Annotated in this window: 21 protein-coding genes; 13 read left to right on the forward strand and 8 right to left on the reverse strand. The window is 64.7% G+C overall.

Going from position 1 to position 19,053, the window contains the following annotated elements; translation table 11 throughout:
* The first annotated feature begins 47 nt into the window (after positions 1 to 47).
* The 7 genes from glyA (at position 48) to KFO72_RS09610 (ending at position 4,760) form a co-directional block, all read left to right on the forward strand.
* Complete coding sequence (glyA, locus tag KFO72_RS09580; RefSeq protein ID WP_036002965.1) at positions 48 to 1,295, forward strand: serine hydroxymethyltransferase; 1,248 nt, start codon at positions 48 to 50, stop codon at positions 1,293 to 1,295.
* A 6-nt stretch (positions 1,296 to 1,301) separates the two neighbouring features.
* Positions 1,302 to 1,793, forward strand: a complete 492-nt coding sequence (gene nrdR / locus KFO72_RS09585) for a transcriptional regulator NrdR (protein ID WP_036002968.1) — start codon at positions 1,302 to 1,304, stop codon at positions 1,791 to 1,793.
* Positions 1,794 to 1,965: 172 nt separating this feature from the next.
* A complete protein-coding gene (locus tag KFO72_RS09590; protein WP_224100354.1) occupies positions 1,966 to 2,526 on the forward strand; it encodes a GspH/FimT family pseudopilin in 561 nt (186 codons plus the stop codon).
* A complete protein-coding gene (locus KFO72_RS09595) occupies positions 2,523 to 2,957 on the forward strand; it encodes a prepilin-type N-terminal cleavage/methylation domain-containing protein (RefSeq protein ID WP_225031957.1) in 435 nt (144 codons plus the stop codon). The genes KFO72_RS09590 and KFO72_RS09595 overlap by 4 nt, the downstream gene beginning before the upstream one ends.
* The gene (locus KFO72_RS09600) at positions 2,954 to 3,784 is read left to right on the forward strand and encodes a PilW family protein (protein ID WP_060599734.1); all 831 of its coding nucleotides are present in this window, start codon (positions 2,954 to 2,956) and stop codon (positions 3,782 to 3,784) included. Before KFO72_RS09595 ends, KFO72_RS09600 begins: the two co-directional genes overlap by 4 nt.
* A 29-nt stretch (positions 3,785 to 3,813) precedes the next feature.
* The gene (locus tag KFO72_RS09605) at positions 3,814 to 4,314 is read left to right on the forward strand and encodes a hypothetical protein (protein ID WP_225031958.1); all 501 of its coding nucleotides are present in this window, start codon (positions 3,814 to 3,816) and stop codon (positions 4,312 to 4,314) included.
* Between the two features lie 26 nt (positions 4,315 to 4,340).
* Positions 4,341 to 4,760: a type IV pilin protein gene (locus KFO72_RS09610; protein WP_060599735.1), complete on the forward strand. Its 420-nt coding sequence runs from the start codon at positions 4,341 to 4,343 to the stop codon at positions 4,758 to 4,760.
* A gap of 30 nt (positions 4,761 to 4,790) precedes the next feature.
* On the opposite strand, the gene KFO72_RS09615 is transcribed toward KFO72_RS09610, so the two are convergent.
* The 3 genes from KFO72_RS09615 to KFO72_RS09625 all read right to left on the reverse strand — a co-directional run bounded on the left by KFO72_RS09615 (position 4,791) and on the right by KFO72_RS09625 (position 6,143).
* A complete protein-coding gene (locus KFO72_RS09615) occupies positions 4,791 to 5,270 on the reverse strand; it encodes a DUF3318 domain-containing protein (protein ID WP_225031959.1) in 480 nt (159 codons plus the stop codon).
* A 43-nt stretch (positions 5,271 to 5,313) separates the two neighbouring features.
* The gene (locus KFO72_RS09620) at positions 5,314 to 5,697 is read right to left on the reverse strand and encodes a phage holin family protein (RefSeq protein ID WP_054928893.1); all 384 of its coding nucleotides are present in this window, start codon (positions 5,695 to 5,697) and stop codon (positions 5,314 to 5,316) included.
* 143 nt (positions 5,698 to 5,840) lie between these two features.
* Complete coding sequence (locus KFO72_RS09625) at positions 5,841 to 6,143, reverse strand: DUF883 family protein (protein WP_007584918.1); 303 nt, start codon at positions 6,141 to 6,143, stop codon at positions 5,841 to 5,843.
* Between the two features lie 393 nt (positions 6,144 to 6,536).
* Here KFO72_RS09625 and KFO72_RS09630 point away from each other — a divergent pair, with 393 nt between their 5' ends.
* A complete protein-coding gene (locus KFO72_RS09630) occupies positions 6,537 to 7,175 on the forward strand; it encodes a peroxiredoxin (protein ID WP_054928849.1) in 639 nt (212 codons plus the stop codon).
* A 103-nt stretch (positions 7,176 to 7,278) separates the two neighbouring features.
* Here the strand turns inward: KFO72_RS09630 and KFO72_RS09635 are convergent, their stop codons facing one another.
* Positions 7,279 to 8,469, reverse strand: coding sequence for an acyl-CoA dehydrogenase (locus KFO72_RS09635; protein WP_054928848.1), 1,191 nt, complete (start codon positions 8,467 to 8,469; stop codon positions 7,279 to 7,281).
* 121 nt (positions 8,470 to 8,590) lie between these two features.
* Between KFO72_RS09635 and KFO72_RS09640 the strand changes: the two genes are divergently transcribed.
* The gene (locus KFO72_RS09640; protein ID WP_225031960.1) at positions 8,591 to 9,415 is read left to right on the forward strand and encodes an IclR family transcriptional regulator; all 825 of its coding nucleotides are present in this window, start codon (positions 8,591 to 8,593) and stop codon (positions 9,413 to 9,415) included.
* Here the strand turns inward: KFO72_RS09640 and KFO72_RS09645 are convergent.
* Positions 9,412 to 10,242, reverse strand: a complete 831-nt coding sequence (locus KFO72_RS09645) for an EAL domain-containing protein (RefSeq protein WP_054928892.1) — start codon at positions 10,240 to 10,242, stop codon at positions 9,412 to 9,414. The genes KFO72_RS09640 and KFO72_RS09645 overlap by 4 nt on opposite strands.
* A gap of 228 nt (positions 10,243 to 10,470) precedes the next feature.
* On the opposite strand from KFO72_RS09645, the gene KFO72_RS09650 reads away from it, so the two are divergent.
* From KFO72_RS09650 to fahA, 3 genes are read left to right on the forward strand one after another with little or no spacing between them, the layout of a single operon-like run.
* Positions 10,471 to 11,829, forward strand: a complete 1,359-nt coding sequence (locus KFO72_RS09650) for an MFS transporter (RefSeq protein ID WP_060599737.1) — start codon at positions 10,471 to 10,473, stop codon at positions 11,827 to 11,829.
* Between the two features lie 19 nt (positions 11,830 to 11,848).
* Entirely contained in the window at positions 11,849 to 13,171 is a 1,323-nt protein-coding gene (gene hmgA / locus KFO72_RS09655) for a homogentisate 1,2-dioxygenase (protein ID WP_176053883.1), read from the forward strand.
* Positions 13,168 to 14,478, forward strand: a complete 1,311-nt coding sequence (gene fahA / locus KFO72_RS09660) for a fumarylacetoacetase (RefSeq protein WP_225031961.1) — start codon at positions 13,168 to 13,170, stop codon at positions 14,476 to 14,478. Before hmgA ends, fahA begins: the two co-directional genes overlap by 4 nt.
* Before the next feature lie 66 nt (positions 14,479 to 14,544).
* On the opposite strand, the gene KFO72_RS09665 is transcribed toward fahA, so the two are convergent.
* The 3 genes from KFO72_RS09665 to KFO72_RS09675 all read right to left on the reverse strand — a co-directional run bounded on the left by KFO72_RS09665 (position 14,545) and on the right by KFO72_RS09675 (position 18,005).
* Entirely contained in the window at positions 14,545 to 15,702 is a 1,158-nt protein-coding gene (locus KFO72_RS09665; RefSeq protein ID WP_103323707.1) for an MFS transporter, read from the reverse strand.
* 84 nt (positions 15,703 to 15,786) lie between these two features.
* The gene (locus tag KFO72_RS09670) at positions 15,787 to 16,944 is read right to left on the reverse strand and encodes an MFS transporter (protein ID WP_054928842.1); all 1,158 of its coding nucleotides are present in this window, start codon (positions 16,942 to 16,944) and stop codon (positions 15,787 to 15,789) included.
* 206 nt (positions 16,945 to 17,150) lie between these two features.
* Positions 17,151 to 18,005: a crotonase/enoyl-CoA hydratase family protein gene (locus KFO72_RS09675; protein WP_225031962.1), complete on the reverse strand. Its 855-nt coding sequence runs from the start codon at positions 18,003 to 18,005 to the stop codon at positions 17,151 to 17,153.
* 272 nt (positions 18,006 to 18,277) lie between these two features.
* Here KFO72_RS09675 and KFO72_RS09680 point away from each other — a divergent pair, with 272 nt between their 5' ends.
* Positions 18,278 to 18,838, forward strand: a complete 561-nt coding sequence (locus tag KFO72_RS09680) for a plasmid fertility inhibition factor family protein (RefSeq protein ID WP_054928841.1) — start codon at positions 18,278 to 18,280, stop codon at positions 18,836 to 18,838.
* The last annotated feature ends 215 nt before the right edge of the window (positions 18,839 to 19,053 follow it).

Consider the following 19,053-nt stretch of genomic DNA (forward strand, 5'->3'; position numbering starts at 1 on the left):
GACCTGCGCACGATCCGGTCAACCTGAACACACTTAACGGAACCAGCATGTTTGACAAAGCCCAAAGCACCATCGCCAATGTCGATCCGGAAATCTGGAAGGCAATCCAGGACGAAGACCGCCGTCAGGAAGAGCACATCGAACTGATCGCGTCGGAAAACTACACGAGCCCGGCCGTGATGGCCGCGCAGGGCTCGCAGCTCACCAACAAGTACGCCGAAGGCTACCCCGGCAAGCGCTACTACGGCGGTTGCGAATACGTCGACGTCGTCGAGCAGCTGGCTATCGACCGCGTGAAGCAGCTGTTCGGCGCCGAAGCCGCGAACGTCCAGCCGAACTCGGGCTCGCAGGCCAACCAGGGCGTGTTCTTCGCGATGCTCAAGCCGGGCGACACGATCATGGGCATGAGCCTCGCGCACGGCGGCCATCTGACGCACGGCTCCCCCGTCAACATGTCGGGCAAGTGGTTCAACGTGGTCAGCTACGGCCTGAACGAAGCCGAAGACATCGACTACGACGCCGCAGAGAAGCTGGCCCAGGAGCACAAGCCGAAGATCATCGTCGCGGGCGCGTCGGCGTTTGCGCTGCGCATCGACTTCGAGCGCCTGTCGAAGATCGCGAAGTCGGTTGGCGCGTACCTGATGGTCGACATGGCCCACTACGCCGGTCTGATCGCCGCGGGCGTGTACCCGAACCCGGTGCCGTTCGCCGACTTCGTCACGACCACCACGCATAAGAGCCTGCGCGGCCCGCGCGGCGGCGTGATCCTGATGAAGGCGGAGTTCGAGAAGCAGATCAACTCGGCCATTTTCCCGGGCATCCAGGGTGGACCGCTGATGCACGTGATCGCGGGCAAGGCCGTGGCGTTCAAGGAAGCACTGGCGCCGGAATTCAAGGAGTACCAGCAACACGTGGTCGACAACGCGCGCGTGCTGGCCGAAACGCTCGTCAAGCGCGGTCTGCGCATCGTGTCGGGCCGCACGGAAAGCCACGTCATGCTGGTCGACCTGCGCGCCAAGAAGATCACGGGCAAGGCAGCGGAAGCGGCACTGGGCGCGGCGCACATCACCGTGAACAAGAACGCGATTCCGAACGATCCGGAAAAGCCGTTCGTGACGAGCGGCATCCGCCTCGGTTCGCCCGCCATGACCACGCGCGGCTTCGGCACGAAGGAAGCCGAGCAGGTCGGCAACCTGATCGCCGACGTGCTGGACAATCCGGAAGACACGGCTACGATCGAACGCGTGCGCGCGCAGGTCGCCGAGTTGACCCAGCGCTTCCCGGTCTACCGCTAAGCCGCCATGCGCTGCCCCTTCTGCCGGCATGACGATACACAGGTCGTCGACTCGCGTGTGTCCGAAGATGGCGCCGCGATACGGCGCCGCCGCCGCTGCCCGGCCTGCGACAAGCGTTTCACGACGTACGAGCGGGTCGAGTTGGCGTTGCCCTCGGTCGTCAAGAAGGATGGCAGCCGCACGGAGTTCGACCGCCGCAAGATCGTCGCGAGCATGCAACTGGCGCTGCGCAAGCGTCCAGTTGCTGCCGACGCCATCGACGCAGCCGCGTCGCGCATCGAGTATCAGTTGCTCGGCAGCGGCGAGCGCGAAGTGCGCAGCGAAAAACTGGGCGAGCTCGTGATGAACGAGCTGCGCGCCCTCGACACCATCGCGTACGTGCGCTTTGCTTCCGTGTACCGGCGTTTTGAAGACGTCTCCGAGTTCGAGGACGTCATTGAAGAGTTTCGCCGGATGAACGCTCCCGCTGCGCCCGCGAAGCCTTCCCGCAAGCGCTGATTTGTCGCGCATCTGCATTTTCTCTCCCTGAAGTTCTGCCGCGAATTCACCTGATGCACGGACATTCTCGTGCAGGGATTCGTGCGTCCGCCACCTGGCCATCCGGCTAATTGTGGGCGTCGTTGGGCATCGTTAGAGTCGTCGCATTCTTGGCGGAAATCGAGGAATGCTGATGAAACGGAATGCTCATACGCGGCCCGCGAGCCGTGGGTTCACGCTGTTCGAAACGCTTGTCGTGATCGCATTGCTCGCGATCGTCGCGACTTTGACGGTGCCGTCGTTCGTTGGGTGGCGCGTGCGCGATCAGGTCGACGCGCGCGCCCGCGCGCTGTTGTCCACGCTCAGTTACGCGCGCGGCGAGGCATTGCGGCGCGGCGCGCGCGTGACCGTGTGCCGGATCGATGCCGCGCGGCACTGTCTCGCGGCGGGGCAGCCGTGCAAAACGGGTGTCGTCGACTGGTCTTGTGGGTGGGCCGTGATGATCGAGCACGGCGGCGGCTTCTATCCGTTGCGTGCACAGCCCGACCTTGCGCCCGTCAGCATCGTCGGCGCACTCACCAATCTCACCTTCACGCCACCCGCGGGCCAGGCCTACGGCAGCTTTCGCAGCTTCGATATCGGCCCGCGTGTCGAATCGAAGGCGACGCAAGGCAAAGAGTGGCGGCGCTGCATCCGCATCGCGGCGGGTGGGCGGGCGCGCATTGTCGACGGCGCGTGCGGAGCGGCGGCATGACGCGCGCCCGTCTTGTCTCGCAGCGCGGTCAGAGCCTGCTTGAAGTACTCGTCGCGGTGACCGTCACGGCCGTCACCGTGCTTGGTCTGATTGCCGTGCAGTTGTCGATTGCGCGCGACGCGCGTGCAAGGTCTTATCGCGAGCAGGCCGCACTCGTCGCCGATGCGATCGCCGAGGCGGCGCGCGCGCCGAATCGCAACGATGCGGCAATCTCGCAATGGCGAACGCGTGCCGCGAGCCTGTTGCCACAGGGCGATGCGGGCACGAGTGGCGGCGCCGATCTTTCCTTCGCCCGCGGGACATGGGCCTGGCGGGACAGCGTGCCGGGCAAGGCGGCGCATCCGGGCGACATGATCGACATGCCTGCATCGTGCGGCGATGCAGACGTGCCGCAAGGCGTTCAATGCGTCGCAATGGCGTTTTCCCGATGAAGTCGCTTGCTCTCTGCACGCGTACATGCGGCGGACGCGTGGACTTTGGCCACACGCTCCTCGAAATGACGATAGCGATGGCGCTGGGCCTGATCGTGACAGCGGGCGCGGTGTCGCTTTACCGCTCGCAGCGAATCGCCTTCGCGCAGGCCGCCGACGCAGCGCAGATCCACGACGCGGGCATGGCCGCGTTGACATTGATCGGCGAGCAGTTGCAGATGGCGGCCTTCGTTCCCGCCGACATGCCGCGCACGTTTGCCGCACGGCCCGGGTTGTTCGGCTGCACGGGCGGCAGGCCGATCGGCGCCGACGACAATCTCACCTGCGAATCGCTTGCAACGCATTCGGACGGCGTCGCGGTGCGCTACGTGGCCGACAACGTTTCGACGTGGCCGTCCACCGCAGGTCTCACGACCGACTGTCTTGGGCAGGGCATCGCGAAGACGGATGCCGATGCGCCGGGCGTATCCGTCGTGAACCGCTTCTTTGCGAAGACCAGCGGCTCGACGGGCGAGCCCGAGCTGTACTGCGAAGGAACGGGGAAGGCGAGTTCGTCGCAGCCGCTTGTCGAAGGCGTCGAGCGCGTGCGCTTGCGGTATTGGCTTGCGGGCGCACTGTCTGCGACGGACGCGGCGCAGCTGTTGCCTGCGCAATGGGCGAGTGTCGTCGCCGTCGATGTGTGCGTGCTCGTTCGAGGCGCGCCGCAGACGTCACAGTCGCGCTATGTCGATTGCGATGGTGTGTCCGCGCTCAGTGCCGATGCGCGCGGGAGGCGGGCATTCTGGCGGCGCGTCGCGATACGCAACAACGAGGGGAATGCAGCGTGATCGCTTCGCCATGCAGGCATCGGCGACGGTTGCACCGGCATCCCCGCGACCGGGGCATTGCGCTGCCCGTCGTGCTGCTGATTGCCGCGATGATGCTCGCCACCTCGGCCGCGTGGTTCGAGCAATCGGTGGCTGGCGCACGAAACGCGGCAGGAATGGCCGACCATCTGATCGCGCTGCACGCAGCGGACTCGGCGCTGTCGGCGTGCGCGCGCAACGCCGTCAACGGTTCGCTCGCGGGCATGCCGGGCTTCGGCGGCGAGCCAGTCGGCTGGAAGTCGCAAACGATCTTCGAATCCAGTGCAGTCGCGCCGTTCGCATCGTGGCCGACCACCTTATCGTTTCGCGCGCCGCAATGCCTGATCGAACAGTGGCAACTGGCGAACCGTGCAGGCGCGCAAGCCTGGCTCATTACCGCGAGAGGTTATGGGCGCAAGGCGGATTCGCAGATGTGGCTGCAACTGGAGTTGGTGATCGAAGGCGGCACGATCGAAAAACACTGGCGGCGCATTGCGGCGCGCCCTTTTTGAGTGCTTATCCAGTCATGACTGTTGCAATGAAAACCCATCGTCGCGCTTTTTCGCTACTCGAGCTGATCGTCGCGCTGGCGATCGCGGCGACGCTTGCTGGCTTCGCGATCCCGTCATATCGCGGCCATATCGCGAAAGCGCACAGAACGGACGCAGCGTCCGCGCTCTATCGCGCGGCGCAGTTCGCGGAGTCTGCCGCCCATGTGGATGGCGCGCCATTGCCGTCCGGTCTCGATCAGGCGCCGCAGGGCGGGAGGGCCGTGTATCGGCTGCGTATTCTGTCTGCGGACGATTCGAACGGCGGCTATGCGCTGGAAGCTCAGCCTTTGGAGAACGGCCCGATGGCAGGCGATGCGTGCGGCACCTTCATACTCGATGCCACAGGCTCGAAGTCGAACAGAAGCGCCGCGAGCGCTGACCCCGACGATTGCTGGAGCGCGCGTTAGCCGATGAAGCGAGACAACGGGCGCGACCTGTCAAGGCGGGCTCATATCGGCGTCGCCAGATGCAGCCGTCGATGCTCCTGGCTTGCGCGATTCGCGCTTGACCTGCTGGTAGATGCGAAACGCTTCCCACGCGGCGAGGCCGACGCTGCCCCATTTGAGCGCGGGCTTCGCAGTGGCGAATACGGTGTTGCGGATCGGCTTGGCGAGCACCAGCGAGGCGATCGAACTGATCAGCGGGTATTCCTTGAGCAGTGCGCCGATCCCCGCCGACGCACCGTGCCGGCGTCCCCAAGGCATCGCGCCGGCGAAGCCCGGCACGATGAACTTGAGCCAGCTGAAATGCGTGACGGCGGTGCGCAGGTCGAGCGTCGCCTGCGCGAGTTCCATGCGCTCGACGTCCGCGCGCACGATCAGCAACTCCTTGCGCAACGCGCGCAGATGTGGCGCGCTCAAGTCTTTGGCGGTCGGTCGGCCGCTGCGGTATGCGTTCTCGGAATGGACCTGGCTCATGGTTGATCGATGGCAATGGACAGCGAAAAGAGCTGCGCTGCGTTCAGCGTTTGCGGAAAATCTCGCGGTCTTTCTCGAATTCGTTGAGCGTGGCTTCGAAGATCATCGGCGAGTTGTGCAAGCCGCTGCGCGCCCGCAACGCACAGCCGATCGCCGCGACGGCATAGACGATCGTGATGCCCGCCAGCGACTGCCACCGGTAAGTGTCCCAGAAGGCGATCGCGATCAGCGCAGTCAGTGCGATCAGCGCCATGGTTGCGAGCATCATGGCGGCCAGCCCCATGAACAGCACCATCAGCAGCCGGTCTTTTTCTTCGGCCAGCTCGATGCCGATCAGTTCGAGCCGCGTCTGCAGGATCGAAAAGAACGAACTGAGAATGCGCCGCAATGGCCCGCGGTCCCCGCTCTGCGTTTGTGTATCGATCATGGCTTCAGCGTGTTGCGCGCGAGGATGCGCGAAGAAGGTGCGGACAGGGCGCATGCGCCCGTCCGCCTGTCAGCGAAGCGCGCCGGCCGCTTGACCTTCCCGCGGCTGGCTGCTTCACGCGCGCTGTCACGCGCGTCGGTGCGTTACTTGCGATTGATCAGCAGGCCCACCAGCACGCCGACGCCAGCCGCAATGCCGATCGACGCCCACGGATGTTCGTGGACATAGTCGTCGGTGGCGCGAGCCGCCTTCTTGCCTTTCTCGACGACCACGACCTGCACGTCGGCTGCCTTTTCCTTCGCCTGCTTGAGACGCGAGAGCGCCGTCTCGCGCAGTTCAGAAGCGCGTTCGCCGGTGGCGCTCGCGGCCTGCTTCAGCAGATCTTCCGCGTCTGCGAGTACGGTTTTGATATCCGACATCAATCTCTCCTTGTTGACTTCCGACATTGACTGCTCCCTTCGTGCACGCTACGCGTGAATCGTAAACCAAAGAAACGGCCGCTGGCGAGCCAGTGGACCTTACGACTGACCGTGCGTCATGGGCTACGCGCGAAGCGCGCAATGCCCGAACGCCGTTGCATGAAGCGTTCCCGAACGTCGCGGGCGTTTCATATTGCCCGCTTCGGACCGTCCCGCTCAACGTGTTGCAGAACACGCCACCGTTTGATGGAGTTGATCTGTCCCGCTAAGTTTCGTACATCCGGAAGAAAATTACAAAACCTGATAAGCGTTGCAGCCAATGTTCGTTAGAAGTGCAGGTCCTGATCCCGTATGCTCTAATTTGTACCCCTCGTCCGGCTGGACGGGCAAATCATTCGAACAACTTCAAGGAGCTGCACTATGAGTCTACGTCTTGGCGACGTCGCACCCGATTTCGAGCAGGAGTCGAGCATTGGCCGCATCAGGTTCCACGAATGGCTCGGCGACAGCTGGGGCGTGCTGTTTTCGCACCCCGCCGACTTCACGCCCGTCTGCACGACCGAACTCGGCCTGACTGCGAAGCTCGCCAGCGAATTCGACAAGCGCGGCGTGAAGACGATTGCATTGTCCGTCGACAGCAAGGAATCGCACAGCGAGTGGATCAAGGACATCAACGAGACGCAGGCCGCGAGTGTCGGCTTTCCGATTCTCGCCGACGGCGACCGCAAGGTGTCGGAACTGTACGACATGATTCATCCGAACGCGAACGCTACGCTGACGGTCCGGTCGCTGTTCATCATCGATCCGCAGAAGAAGGTGCGTCTGATCATCACGTATCCCGCCAGCACGGGCCGCAACTTCGATGAAGTGCTGCGCGTGATCGACTCGCTGCAACTGACGGACAACTATCAGGTCGCCACGCCCGGCAACTGGAAGCATGGCGACGACGTCGTGATCGTGCCGTCGCTGAAGGACGAAGAAGAGATCAAGCGCAAGTTCCCGAAGGGCTACAAGGCGCTGCGTCCGTATCTGCGCATGACGCCGCAACCGAACAAGTAAGCGTCTGCTGCTTGCACGGCTCGAACAAAAAAGCCCGCGTTCGTTGAGAACGCGGGCTTTTTGCTGACTGCATTACCGAAGTTTCGCGGCGAATCGCCGGGCGTCAGAAGAACGCCTGAATGCCCGTCTGTGCGCGTCCGAGAATCAACGCGTGAATGTCATGCGTGCCTTCATAGGTGTTCACGACTTCCAGATTCACCAGATGCCGCGCGACGCCGAATTCGTCCGAGATGCCGTTGCCGCCCAGCATGTCGCGCGCCATCCGCGCGATGTCGAGCGACTTGCCGCACGAATTGCGCTTCATGATCGACGTGATTTCGACGGCGGCCGTGCCTTCGTCCTTCATGCGGCCCAGGCGCAGTACGCCTTGCAGGCCGAGCGTGATTTCCGTCTGCATGTCGGCGAGTTTCTTCTGGATCAGCTGGTTCGCGGCGAGCGGCCGGCCGAACTGCTTGCGATCGAGCGTGTACTGACGCGCGGTGTGCCAGCAGTCTTCCGCCGCGCCGAGCGCGCCCCATGCAATGCCGTAGCGCGCCGAATTCAGACAGGTGAACGGTCCGCGCAAGCCTTTTACGCCGGGCATCAGATTGTCTTCCGGCACGAACACTTCATCGAGAACGATCTCGCCCGTGATCGACGCACGCAGGCCCACCTTGCCGTGGATCGCAGGCGCGCTCAAACCCTTCCAGCCTTTCTCAAGGATGAAACCGCGAATCTCATCCTTGCCGTCCGTTTCGAGCTGCGCCCAGACGACGAATACGTCCGCGATCGGCGAATTCGTGATCCACATCTTCGAGCCGGACAGCGAATAGCCGCCGTCGACTTTCTTCGCCCGCGTGACCATGCTGCCCGGGTCGGAGCCATGATTCGGTTCGGTCAGGCCGAAGCAGCCGATCCACTCGCCCGTCGCGAGCTTCGGCAGATATTTGTCTTTTTGCGCGTCGGAGCCGAATTCGAAGATGGGGACCATCACGAGCGACGACTGCACCGACATCATCGACCGGTAGCCTGAATCCACGCGTTCCACCTCGCGCGCGATCAAGCCGTAGCTCACGTAGTTCAGACCGGGGCCGCCGTATTGCTCGGGAATGGTCGGGCCGAGCAGGCCGAGTTCGCCCATCTCGCGGAAGATCGTGGCGTCTGTTTTCTCGTTGCGGAACGCCTCGAGCACGCGCGGCGCGAGCTTGTCCTGCGCGTAGGCGTGCGCGGCGTCGCGCACCATGCGTTCTTCTTCCGTGAGCTGCTGGTTGAGGAGCAGCGGGTCTTCCCAATTGAACTGCGCGGCGGCTGCCATGACGTATCTCCTGGACCGATCAGCGCGGCGCACCGAAACGCCGCATGCTGATCTCGTGCTTGACTTGAGTTCCGCTCTGCGAAACAATGTTTTGCAAAACGACGACTGAGTTTAGCACCCGATGTCGAAACCTGCATCCATAACATCCCCAACGTCCGCGTCTGAGCGCATCGCCGATCCCGTCGACGAGCGCAAATTCGTCGTCGCGCTGGCTCGCGGGCTCGATCTCCTGCGCGCCTTCCGTCCGGGCGAGACGCTGCTGGGTAACCGCGACTTCGTCGAGCGCACGGGCTTGCCGAAGGCGACGGTGAACCGCCTCGCGTACACGCTAACGGTGCTCGGCTACCTGCGCTTCGACGAGGCGCTCGGCAAGTACGCGCTCGATGCCGGCGTGCTGTCGCTCGGTTTTGCGCTGCTGTCCGGCACCGACACGCTCGAACTCGCGCGTCCGCATATGCGCGACTTCGCGCGCGAGGTCGGCGCGGCCGTGTCGCTCGGTTGCCGGGACGGTCTGGACATGATCTATCTGGAGACGATTCGCAGCGAGACGGCGCTCACGCTCGGGCTCGCATCCGGGTCGAAGCTGTCGATGCTGACGAGCTCAATGGGCCGCGCATATCTGGCCGTGCAATCCGCCGACGCGCGCGCCGCGCTGCTCGCCGAACTGCAGCGGGCAGCGGGCGACGAAGGCGCGCAACTGGTGGTCCAGGCGCAAGCGGAGATCGACGCGTTCGCGACCGAGGGCTGCTGCTATTCGTTTCGCGACTGGCACGATGACGTCAATGCCGTGGCCGTGCCGTTCAGCGATCCGCGCGATGGGCGGCTGCTGGTGCTGAGCTGCAGCGGCCCGGCGTCGTCGATGCGGGAGCGCGTGTTTCGGGAACTGGTCGCGCCGCGTCTGAAAGCATTGGCGCGGCGTCTGGGGCCGGCCCCAGAGCGAGCTTAAGCCGCCCGGTTCGCGTGCACGACGAACAACGGCCCCTGCACGAATCGCACATCGTATTGCTGCAGCAGATCGAACTGCGCCTCAGTCGCCACGCGATTGAAGATCAACGGAATTTTTAGCCGATTCGCATAGCTGACCAGCGGCTTCACCATCGAATCGCGCAACGCCGAAGCGGCGTCCATCTTGATGAAGTCCAACCTCGCCATGTCCGACACGGACAGGATCTGCCCCGCGTTGGGCAGATTGCCGGCCACCTTGAATCCGTAGTGCTGATAACTCTTGGTCAGATAACCAAGAAACGTCTTATGCGCGACCGCCGCAGGCGGCAACTCGATCACGACTCGCGACGGATTCAACCCGAATGACATCAGCACAGCCGAGAAATGCCGGCCGTGGTCGTACCGCACGCTTTTCAGCAGCCGTTCGTGCACGCGCAGAAACAGCAGGCCGTGCCGCTGCGGGCCGAAGAAGTTGACGGCGTGCATCGCGCGCGACATCCGGTCGAGCGCGACCAGTTGCTGGTCGTCGGGCACGTGGTCGAACGGGTCGAAGCTGTCGAGCGGGGTGCCGTCGGCCAGTTGCGTGACGGCCTGGACCCCGAGTTCATCGCCGAAACGGTCCGCGCTATCCGGCGACGACGACAGTGACTGCGCGAGCGCATGCACCGAAATGTCGAAGATCGGCTCGTAGCTGCTGCCGAGTTCGACGTCGCCGTAAGTCGCGATGGCTTCGCCGCTGCGCGGGCCTGTGCCCATTCTCAGATGCTCGCCGAGAAACGGGTGAGTGGAAGCGCGTTCGACGAGTTCGGGAATGGTCAGCGGGATCATGAATACGTGGGTGGGGAGCGGACTTGGATCGCGGCCGGGCGCCGCACGCTTCGATGGTAGCAGCGGCAGCCGCTCTTTCATGCACCAAATACTGATATGGATTTCGCCATTCGTGTGGCGATCGATGCCTGATCGAGGGTTTACGTTAATTTCACTAATCAGAATCTGTTTTACTATGCGTAAATTCTTGCTCCAGCCTTTTTATCCCCGTTCCGCAGGAAGCGAAAGATGAGCGAACTCCACCGTTCTGCCGATGTGATCGAAGTCGAGCGCGCGCTGGCCGACGGCCACCGGCCGACGTTTCAGTTGATGCTGCTCGTGCTATGCGGGCTGTGCCTCGTGATCGACGGTTTCGATGCGCAAGCCATGGGTTACGTTGCGCCGAGCGTGATCGGCGAATGGCATGTATCGAAGGCGGCGCTCGGGCCGGTGTTCAGCGCAAGCCTGTTCGGCATGCTGCTGGGCGCGCTCGGGCTGTCCGTGCTGGCGGACCGGATCGGACGGCGCCCGGTGCTGATCGGCTCGACGTTCTTCTTCGCGCTGTCGATGCTCGCGACGCCGTTCGTCTCGACCATTCCCGCGTTGATCGCGCTGCGCTTCATCACGGGGCTGGGCCTCGGCTGCATCATGCCGAATGCGATGGCGCTGGTCGGCGAGTTCTCGACGCCCGCGCACCGCGTCAAGCGGATGATGCTGGTGTCGTGCGGTTTCACGCTCGGCGCGGCCATCGGCGGCTTCATCAGCGCGGCGCTGATTCCCGCGTACGGCTGGCGCGCGGTATTCTGGGTTGGCGGCGCGGTGCCGCTGGTGCTCGCCGTGGCGATGCTCGCCGCGCTGCCCGAATCGCTGCAATTTCTCGTGCTGAAGGGCCGCCATGAACGCGCGCGTCAGTGGCTGGCCAGGTTCGATCCGTCGCTCGGCGTCGGTCCTGCGACGCGCCTCGTCGTGCAGGAAAAGGCCGGCGGCGGCGCGCCCGTCGCCGAACTGTTCCGCGCGGGGCGTGCGCCCGTCACGCTGATCCTCTGGGGCATCAGCTTCATGAACCTGATCGATCTGTACTTCCTGTCGAACTGGCTGCCGACCGTGATGCGCGACGCAGGCTATTCGCCGTCCACAGCCGTCATCGTCGGCACCGTGCTGCAGACGGGCGGCGTGATCGGCACGCTGCTGCTCGGCTGGTTCATCGAACGTTTCGGCTTCGTGCGTGTGCTGTTCGCGTGCTTCGCGCTCGGCGCGGTGAGCGTCGGCGCGATCGGCACGGTGTCGCATGCACTCGCGTGGCTGCTGGCTGCCGTGTTCATAGGCGGCTTTTGCATCGTCGGCGGACAGCCGGCCGTCAATGCGCTCGCAGGACACTTCTATCCCACCACCCTGCGTTCGACGGGGATCGGCTGGAGCCTCGGCATTGGCCGGATCGGTTCGGTGATCGGGCCGCTCGTCGGCGGACAGCTGATTGCGCTGAACTGGAGCAACGCGCAGCTGTTTCACGCGGCCGCCTTGCCCGTGCTGGGTTCCGCGCTGCTGGTGCTGACGCTCGCCGCCGCCACGCGCCGGCGCGGCGGCCCGGCCAAAGCGCAGCCCGCTTGAGATTCATTGGAGACTTTGCATGGAATCATCCACACGACGCGAAATCCAGCCGGGCTATCAGTCCGGCTTCGCCAACGAATTCGCCACGGAAGCGTTGCCCGGCGCGCTGCCGCAGGGCCGCAACTCGCCGCAGCGCGCGCCTTATGGCCTGTACGCGGAGCAGCTGTCGGGCACCGCGTTCACCGCGCCGCGCGGCCATAACCGGCGCTCATGGCTGTATCGCATTCGTCCCGCTGCCGTGCATCAGCCGTTCACGGCACTGCCGTCGCACCGGCTCGTGGCGAATTTCGCCGACGTGCCGCCCACGCCGCCCAACCAGTTGCGCTGGGACCCGCTGCCGATGCCCGCCGAGCCGACCGATTTCATCGACGGCTGGGTGACTATGGCGGGCAACGGCGCGGCGGAAGCGATGAGCGGCTGCGCGATCCACGTGTACGCCGCCAACCAGTCGATGCAGGACCGCTACTTCTACAACGCCGACGGCGAGCTGCTGATCGTGCCGCAAGCCGGGCGTCTCGCCATCTTCACGGAGATGGGCAAGCTCGACGTCGAGCCCTTCGAAATTGCGGTGATTCCGCGCGGCGTGCGTTTTTCGGTGGCGCTGCCGGATGGAAAAGCCAGCGGCTACATTTGCGAAAACTTCGGCGCGCTGTTGCGCCTGCCCGACCTCGGTCCGATCGGCTCGAACGGTCTTGCGAATCCGCGCGATTTCCTCACGCCGCACGCCGCGTATGAAGACCGCGAAGGCGACTTCGAGCTGGTTGCGAAGCTGAACGGACATTTGTGGCGCGCGGACATCGGTCATTCGCCGCTCGACGTGGTCGCGTGGCACGGCAACTACGCGCCGTACAAATACGATCTTCGCCATTTCAATACGATCGGTTCGATCAGCTACGACCACCCGGACCCATCGATCTTCCTCGTGCTGCAATCGCAAAGCGACACGCCGGGCGTCGATTCGATCGACTTCGTGATCTTCCCGCCGCGCTGGCTGGCCGCCGAAGATACGTTCCGCCCGCCGTGGTTCCATCGCAATGTCGCGAGCGAGTACATGGGTCTCGTGCATGGCGCGTACGACGCGAAAGCAGAAGGTTTCGTGCCGGGCGGCGGGAGCCTGCACAACTGCATGTCGGGCCACGGCCCGGACGCCGAGACGTTCGAGAAGGCGTCGAATATCGACACCAGCAAGCCGATCAAGGTCGACAACACGATGGCCTTCATGTTCGAGACGCGCACGCTGCTCAAGCCGACCCGCTTCGCGCTCGAAACGGCGCAGCTTCAGGCGCATTACTACGAGTGCTGGCAAGGTCTCAAGAAACACTTCAATCCGGAGCAACGATGAACGCATCGAGCGATCTTCAGGCGACGCTCGACGCGTCGCGCAAAAGTTGGGTCGAATCGGCGAACGATCCGTCCTGCGATTTCCCGATCCAGAACCTGCCGTTCGGCATTTTCAGCGACGGGCTCAATGCGACGCGCCGCGCGGGCGTCGCGATCGGCAATTGCATCGTCGATCTGGCCGCGCTCGAAAGCGCGGGCTTGCTGACGGTCCAGTCGTCGGGCGCGGGTGACAGCGTGTTCGTGCGCGACGCGCTGAACGATTTCATCGCGTCAGGCCGCGACACCTGGCGCAGTGTGCGTATCCAGTTGAGCAGGCTGCTGTCGCGCGATCACGCGACGCTGCGCGACGACGCTGAACTGCGAAGCCGCGCACTGATCCGTCAGGCCGACGCGACGCTCCATATGCCCGTGCAGATTCCGGGCTATACGGACTTTTATTCGTCGAAGGAACACGCGACGAATGTCGGCTCGATGTTCCGCGATCCAAAGAACGCGTTGCTGCCGAACTGGCTGGAGATTCCGATCGGGTACAACGGACGCGCTTCGTCGGTGGTGGTGAGCGGCACGCCCGTGCGCCGCCCGAACGGCCAGTTGAAGCTGCCCGATCAGGAGCGCCCCGTGTTCGGTGCGTGCCGCAAGCTCGATATCGAACTGGAGACGGGTTTTATCGTCGGTCGCGGCAATGCGCTTGGCGACTCCATTCCGTGCGGGGAAGCGGAGGATCACATCTTCGGCATGGTGCTGCTGAACGACTGGAGCGCGCGCGATATCCAGCAATGGGAATACGTGCCGCTCGGCCCGTTCAACTCCAAGGGTTTCGCGACGACCATCTCGCCGTGGATCGTCACGCTCGACGCGCTCGAACCGTTCCGTGTCGCGCAGCCCGCGCAGGACCCGCAGCCGCTCGAGTATCTGCGCCACGCTGGCGAGCACGCCTTCGACATTTCGCTCGAAGTGCTGCTCAAACCGCAAGGCGCGAAAGAAGCAACGACCATCTCGCGCACGAATTTCCGCCACATGTACTGGACGATGGCGCAGCAACTCGCGCATCACACGGTGTCGGGCTGCAATACGCGGGTCGGCGATCTGATGGGTTCGGGCACGATCAGCGGCCCCACCGACGATTCGTTCGGCAGCCTGCTGGAGCTGACCTGGAACGGCAAGAATCCGCTGCAACTGAAGGAGGGCGGAACGCGCGGGTTCATCGAAGACGGCGACGAACTGACGCTCGCGGGATGGTGTCAGGGCGACGGGTATCGCGTCGGCTTCGGCAAGTGCGTCGGCGAGATTTTGCCGGCGCATCAGTAACGCTCTGACGGCACATCGCCTGTCCAATCCGCGCGTGGCGTCATGCCCGCGCGGATTTCTTGCGTTTTATGGAGCCGCGTTCACCACGCCGCGCCGCTTTTCCCACAACGCCGCCGCGAGAAACGCCAACGCGCTCGCGAGCACCACGCCGATCATCGCGTCGTTGCCGACGCTCTTCATCAGCGCGCCCGCAATCAGCGGCCCGCCAAAGCTGGCGATACTCCACGACGCGCCGACCAGCGAACTCGCCGACACCAGCGCTACGCCACGAAAGCGCTCGCCGCACGCAACGAGCGACAGCGTATAGATCGCGCCCGCCGCCGCGCCGAGCACATAGAGCAGCGGCCAGCACAGCCACGGCGACTGCACGGCCCACGGCAACAGCGGCAGCAGCACGACGACGAGCACGGCGCAGCCGATATGCACGCGTTCGCGCCCGAGCCGGTCCGCGAGCCAGCCGATGGGGAACTGCATGGTCGTGTCGCCGAGCAGCAGCGCGGAAGCGAACAGCACGGCCACTTCGCCCGGAATGCCGTGCGCCATCGCGAAGAGCGGCATCAGCGACAGCGCGATCGTGTCGAACAGCGCAAAAAAACCCGTGCCGATCACGAGCGCGGGCATTTGCGGCAACACGTGCCGCCAGCTGCCGTGCGGCTCGTGTTCGTCGGACGCGTGCGGCGCCGAACGGATCATCGACAGCACGGGCAGCGCAATCAGAAAGATCGCGCCGCAGATCAGAAAGCGCCAGTGATCGAACCGCGCGATCTGACTGACGAGCACGGGCCCCGCCATCTGGAACAGCGTGAAGTTGGTCGCGTAGATCGCGACGACTCGGCCGCGCGAGGCATCGTCGGCAAGCTGGTTGACCCATGCTTCGCCGATCGTGAAGAGCAGCATCAGCGCCGCGCCGCACAGCGCGCGCAGCACGGCCCAGACGAACAGATCGGCGGTGAGTTGCATCAGCGCCGTGGCGATCGCGACGATCAGCACCGAGCCGATGATCGCCTGGCGGCCGCCGCAGCGCGCCGCGAGCCAGCCGGCGATCGGCACGACGAGCAGGCCGCCGCCCGCCTGGGCGGCCGTCAGCAGGCCGACGACATCCGTGCCGTAGCCCGCTTGCGTCAGCGCGAGGGCGGTGAGGGGAAGTGTTGCGCCGCTGCCGAGGCCGACCACGGCCACGCTCAGGATCAGCGCGAGGAAATCACGGGAGAAGACGACTTTCATATCGGGCGAGATGCTACACCGCCCGCAAGTCACGCGCACCTTGTGATGGCAAGGTGCACGCTGCGGATATACCGGGTGGCGCGCTCAGCCCGCCACGGGCAAGCGCCGGTCGAGCGACACCGACCACCACGTCAGCGCGACCGCGGCCGCCGCCGTCGCGACGCCGACCCACGGCAGCGACGTGAGCGGCGCGCCCGCGCCGATCGCCATGCCGCCGAGCCACGCGCCCGTCGCATTGCCGAGGTTGAAGGCGCCCTGATTCAGCGTCGAAGCGAGGTTCGGCGCGCTGCTTGCGCGGTCGACGATCAGCATCTGCAGCGGCGGCACGATCGCGAACGCGAGGACGCCCCACAGGAAAATGGTCAGCATGGCGGGGATTTCGCTGTGCATCGTCATCGCGAAGACGGACAGGATGGCGACGATGGCCAGCAGAAACGACAGCAGCGATTGCACCGGGCGCCAGTCGGCGAGCTTGCCGCCGATCGTGCTGCCGACCGTCAGCCCCAGACCGAACAGCAGCAGCACCATCGTCACCGCGTGAGGCGTGAAGCCCGTCACATCTTCGAGGATCGGCGTGATGTAGGTGAAGGTCGAGAACAGGCTCGCCGATGCCAGCACGCTGGTGCCGAGCACCATCAGCACCTGCGGGTTCTTCAGCACGGTGAATTCGTGGACGAGGCTTGCCTTCTGCATCTCGATCTTCGACGGCAGGCAGACCGCCAGCGCGATGGCCGCGATCACGCCGATGCCCGTGACGGCCCAGAAGGTGGCGCGCCAGCCGACGGCCTGGCCGAGCGCCGTGCCGAGCGGCACGCCGAGCACGTTGGCGAGCGTGAGGCCCGTGAACATCAGCGCGATGGCCTGCGCGCGGCGGTTCGGCGCCACCAGGCCGGCCGCGACGACCGAGCCGATGCCGAAGAACGCGCCGTGACAGAACGCCGTGACGATGCGCGCGCCCATCAGCACCGCGTAGCCCGGCGCGATCGCGCACAGCAGATTGCCGAGAATGAAGATGCCGATCAGGCTCATCAGCGCTTTCTTGCGCGGCATGTTGGCAACGGCGATCGCGACGATCGGCGCGCCGATCGTCACGCCGAGCGCATACGCCGACACGAGCATGCCCGCCGCCGGAATCGACACGCTCAGATCGCGCGCGACATCGGGCAGCAACCCCATGATGACGAACTCGGTGGTACCGATTCCGAACGCGGCAACGGCAAGAGCAAGCAGGGGCAAAGGCATGATGGGACTTTCAGGGGAGGATCGCGGCGGCGGACGGGAAGGCCGTTCGCGTTGCCGTCGCGCGTATTCGGGGCGAGTGCGCGTGCGCCGGCAAAGGGTAAATCAGTAGGGGATTGTACCTAAGCCATTACAGCCGTGCGGTCTGCTTCGCGCACTGTTGTATTTCGTCGATTGCGATGTGATTGCGTAGCGAAAAACCCCCTATTTCAAGGGACTTTTTTATCGAGCCCGGCGCCGTGACGGCCTGCGCCCGCGGCGAACGCGGCCGCTCCCGCCACGCCTTGCGAGAACACCGCCGCATAGCCGCCCGCGCCTTCGCGGCGCAGCGCTTCGGGCAGATCGTCGAGCGGCGAGTTTTCATAGACTGAGCGGCGGTCCGCCAGCAGCGCCGCCTGCGGGAACGCGGCCAGTTCGGCGGCGAGCTGCTCGGCGGCGGCGCGCGCGGCGCCCTTCGGCACGACGCGGTTGGCCAGGCCGAACGCCAGCGCTTCGTCGGCGGTGACGGCGCGGCCCGTGAGGATCAGATCGAGCGCGCGCGACTGGCCGATCAGACGCGGCAGGCGGATTGTCCCGCCATCGATCAGCGGAATGCCGACGCGCCGGCAGAACACGCCCAGCACGGCGTCCGCTTCGACTACGCGCAGATCGCACATCGCCGCGAGTTCCAGGCCGCCCGCCACCGCATGGCCGGCAATCGCCGCGATGACGGGCTTGGTGAACGTCATGCGGGTCGGTCCCATCGGACCGGGGCCGCGGCCGTCGGCGTGCAATTCGTTGCGCCGTCGGTCGTCTTGGAGAGCAGTGAGATCCGCTCCGGCGCAGAACGTGCCGCCGGCGCCCATCAGCACGGCGGCGCGCCACGCGTCGTTGGCCTCGAAGCGGCGGAACGCGGCGGCGAGGGCTTCCGCGGTCGGACGGTCGATGGCGTTGCGGCGCGCGGGGCGGTCGATGACGATCGTTGCGACGGCATCAACCGGGAGCGCAACTTGCTGTTTCTGTGCAGTTGGGTTTTTTTGTGCAGTTTCGATGCGCACGAATTCGCCGAACTGTTCGATAGCCATCGTTCGCTCCGTTTTGCGCTGCACTGCGAGATCCAGACTGGATGAAGAGCGCCGAAAAAAGCACGGTTGCACGCGTGCCGACACCCTAAAGAACTGCGCAAAACGACCGCTAAACCGGAAGCAAAAGCCTGCGCGACGATGCGTGGCGCACGGGCAGCGATGCAGCGCGAATCGCTTGCCGCCAAGTCACGTGGTTTTAACAATCGACTCGTAGCTTAGGCGAATTTTGAACAGCCAGGGCGCGCGCACGCACCGGCGCATGGAGTCGCCCTATGTCCACACTGATGCAATTACCGACCCCGTCTCCCGCGGCATCGCCGTCGTCCGGCAGCGAGCCCGTCTGGATCGTGCCGCTGCACGAGCATCCGCCGTATGGTCACGTGCGCCTGAAGCGCGTTTTCACGACGGACGGCACGCGCCATCAGGTGGTGCTCGTCGATGCGCGCAAGCTCATTGCCTGCGCCGACCGCGACGACACGGATTACGTGCTGCCGCCCGTGCAGGAATGGCACCCCGGGAAGTTGCGCGGTATCCGCGAATTTCTCGAGCCATCGAATGCGCGCATTCCGCAGATGCCTTACGTGACGATCTCGACGCGCCGGGCGCCGGGACTGCTCGGCTGGCTCAGGCTGGAGCATGAAGGTGTGGTTGCGTTTCGCAACGGGCAGCATCGTGCGCGGTATCTGATGGCGGCGGGCGCCGTGTGGTTTCCAGTGGAAGTGCATGAGCGGGAGGCCGCAATGCTGCGGCAATATTGTGGTGCTTCGGATGATGCGCGTGTGGCGTTGCGGCCGACTTCTGATGGTAGTGGCGGCGGTGCGCCGCGGGCTTGAGGGTTTGGTTTTGGTTTTGGTTTGCGACGCTGGGTGGCCTGTTTTGTGTTTTCACCGGCATGCGCGTTGGCCATGTGCGCTTTACGCGTTGTTGGTCGGGGTTTTGGGCTTTGCGGCTGGCATCCGCGATTTGCTTTTGCTTTCGCTGGCATCCGCGATGCGTTATCTAGCTTCACGCGTCGCCCCTGTGCGGGGCGGCACCTACTTTTCTTTGC

The organism is Paraburkholderia sp. XV, from assembly GCF_020177535.1.
Lineage (GTDB): Bacteria > Pseudomonadota > Gammaproteobacteria > Burkholderiales > Burkholderiaceae > Paraburkholderia > Paraburkholderia caribensis.